Below are 3,032 nucleotides of genomic sequence, written 5' to 3'. Positions count from 1 at the left end.
GCGAGTGGATCCCCTCCGCTATCGTCACCAAACACTCGGGCTTGCGCCCTGAAAACTGAATGCGAATGTCTGCGTCCAACCCTTTGCCTTGCTTCTTAGGATAAGCCCTCGACCGATTAGTATTCGTCAGCTCCACGCATTGCTGCGCTTCCACCTCGAACCTATCCACCTGGTCGTCTTCCAGGGGTCTTACTGACTGGGAAATCTCATCTTGAGGGGGGCTTCGCGCTTAGATGCTTTCAGCGCTTATCCCTTCCGTACATAGCTACCCAGCTGTGCTCCTGGCGGAACAACTGGTACACCAGCGGTACGTCCATCCCGGTCCTCTCGTACTAAGGACAGCTCCTCTCAAATTTCCTGCGCCCGCGACAGATAGGGACCGAACTGTCTCACGACGTTCTGAACCCAGCTCGCGTACCGCTTTAATGGGCGAACAGCCCAACCCTTGGGACCTACTTCAGCCCCAGGATGCGATGAGCCGACATCGAGGTGCCAAACCTCCCCGTCGATGTGGACTCTTGGGGGAGATAAGCCTGTTATCCCCAGGGTAGCTTTTATCCGTTGAGCGATGGCCCTTCCATTCGGTACCACCGGATCACTAAGCCCGACTTTCGTCCCTGCTCGACTTGTCGGTCTCGCAGTCAAGCTCCCTTCTGCCTTTGCACTCTTCGAATGATTTCCAACCATTCTGAGGGAACCTTGGGACGCCTCCGTTACGCTTTGGGAGGCGACCGCCCCAGTCAAACTGCCCGCCTGACACGGTCCCTCCGCCCGATTCAGGGCGGCAGGTTAGAACTCCGATACGATCAGGGTGGTATCCCAACGTCGCCTCCACCGAAGCTGGCGCCCCGGCTTCTCAGGCTCCCACCTATCCTGTACAGATCGTACCAAAGTCCAATATCAAGCTGCAGTAAAGCTCCATGGGGTCTTTCCGTCTTGTCGCGGGTAACCTGCATCTTCACAGGTATTAAAATTTCACCGGATCTCTCGTTGAGACAGCGCCCAAGTCGTTACGCCATTCGTGCGGGTCAGAATTTACCTGACAAGGAATTTCGCTACCTTAGGACCGTTATAGTTACGGCCGCCGTTTACTGGGGCTTCGGTTCACAGCTTCGGGCCGAAACCCTAACCGCTCCCCTTAACCTTCCAGCACCGGGCAGGCGTCAGCCCGTATACTTCGCCTTGCGGCTTCGCACAGACCTGTGTTTTTGCTAAACAGTCGCTTGGGCCTTTTCACTGCGGCCCCCTCGGGCTATTCACCCTACCGGGGCACCCCTTCTCCCGAAGTTACGGGGTCATGTTGCCGAGTTCCTTAACGAGAGTTCTTCCGCGCGCCTTAGCATCCTCTGCTCGCCTACCTGTGTCGGTTTGCGGTACGGGCACCTTCGCCTGGCTAGAGGCTTTTCTTGGCAGCCGGAGCCCATGACCTTCGGTACTTCAATGTTCCCTCCCCATCACAGCCCAGCCTTTCGATCAGCGGATTTGCCTGCTGATCAGCCTCACTGCTTGGACGGACTATTCCATCAGTCCGCGTCACTGCCCTTCTGCGTCACCCCATCGCTCATCACGGCTTACGGTGGTACAGGAATTTCAACCTGTTGTCCTTCGACTACGCCTTTCGGCCTCGCCTTAGGTCCCGACTTACCCTGAGCGGACGAACCTTCCTCAGGAACCCTTAGGCTTTCGGCGGATGGGATTCTCACCCATCTTTTCGTTACTCATACCGGCATTCTCACTTGCATGCGGTCCACCAGTCCTTCCGGTCTGACTTCTACCCCCATGCAACGCTCCCCTACCACTGTACATCGCTGTACAATCCATAGCTTCGGTGGTGTGTTTAGCCCCGTTACATTTTCGGCGCAGAGTCACTCGACCAGTGAGCTATTACGCACTCTTTAAATGGTGGCTGCTTCTAAGCCAACATCCTGGTTGTCTTTGCAACTCCACATCCTTTCCCACTTAACACACACTTGGGGACCTTAGCTGATGATCTGGGCTGTTTCCCTCTTGACCGCGGATCTTAGCACTCGCGGTCTGACTCCCGGGCAGCGCGTCCTTGGCATTCGGAGTTTGACTGGACTTGGTAACCCTTGGCGGGCCCCGCACCCAATCAGTGCTCTACCTCCACGACGCTCCTTTCCCGAGGCTAGCCCTAAAGCTATTTCGGGGAGAACCAGCTATCTCCGAGTTCGATTGGAATTTCTCCGCTACCCCCACCTCATCCCCGAATTTTTCAACATTCGTGGGTTCGGGCCTCCAGTGCGTGTTACCGCACCTTCACCCTGGACAGGGGTAGATCACCCGGTTTCGGGTCTACGCCCACGTACTCTCTCGCCCTATTCAGACTCGCTTTCGCTGCGGCTTCGGCTCTCCACCTTAACCTTGCACGTGAACGTAACTCGCCGGTTCATTCTACAAAAGGCACGCCATCACCCATTTAACGGGCTCTGACTTCTTGTAAGCGCACGGTTTCAGGTTCTCTTTCACTCCCCTCCCGGGGTGCTTTTCACCTTTCCCTCACGGTACTGCTTCGCTATCGGTCGCCAGGGAGTATTTAGCCTTGGCAGATGGTCCTGCCGGATTCCCACGGGGTTCCTCGTGTCCCGCGGTACTCGGGATCCGTCTCGGAGGGCTCAGACTTTCGGTTACAGGGCTTTTACCTTCTATGGCCGGCCTTTCCAGACCTGTTCGCCTAATCCAAACCTTTGTCACTCCGTATGAGACGTCCCACAACCCCAGAGGGCAAGCCCTCTGGTTTGGGCTCTTCCGCTTTCGCTCGCCGCTACTGACGGAATCACTGTTGTTTTCTCTTCCTCAGGGTACTGAGATGTTTCAGTTCCCCTGGTATGCCTCCTTGACAGCTATGGATTCACTGCCAGGTGACTGCCCATGACGGCAGCCGGGTTTCCCCATTCGGACATCCCCGGATCAAAGCCTGCTTACGGCTCCCCGAGGCAGTATCGTTGTTCGCCACGTCCTTCATCGGCTCCTGGCGCCTAGGCATCCTCCGTGCGCTCTTAGTAGCTTAACCT

1 rRNA gene is annotated in these 3,032 nt (G+C 56.5%); it reads right to left on the bottom strand.

What is annotated here, in order from left to right:
- Positions 1–96: 96 nt before the first annotated feature.
- Positions 97–3,031, bottom strand: a 23S ribosomal RNA gene (locus tag PACILC2_RS22420).
- Position 3,032 lies beyond the last annotated feature (1 nt).

The organism is Paenibacillus cisolokensis, assembly GCF_018403665.1.
In the GTDB taxonomy this organism is placed as follows: domain Bacteria; phylum Bacillota; class Bacilli; order Paenibacillales; family Paenibacillaceae; genus Paenibacillus_AH; species Paenibacillus_AH cisolokensis.
Note: the sequence above shows the minus strand (reverse complement) of the source record. Positions and strands in the feature narration are given on the sequence as shown.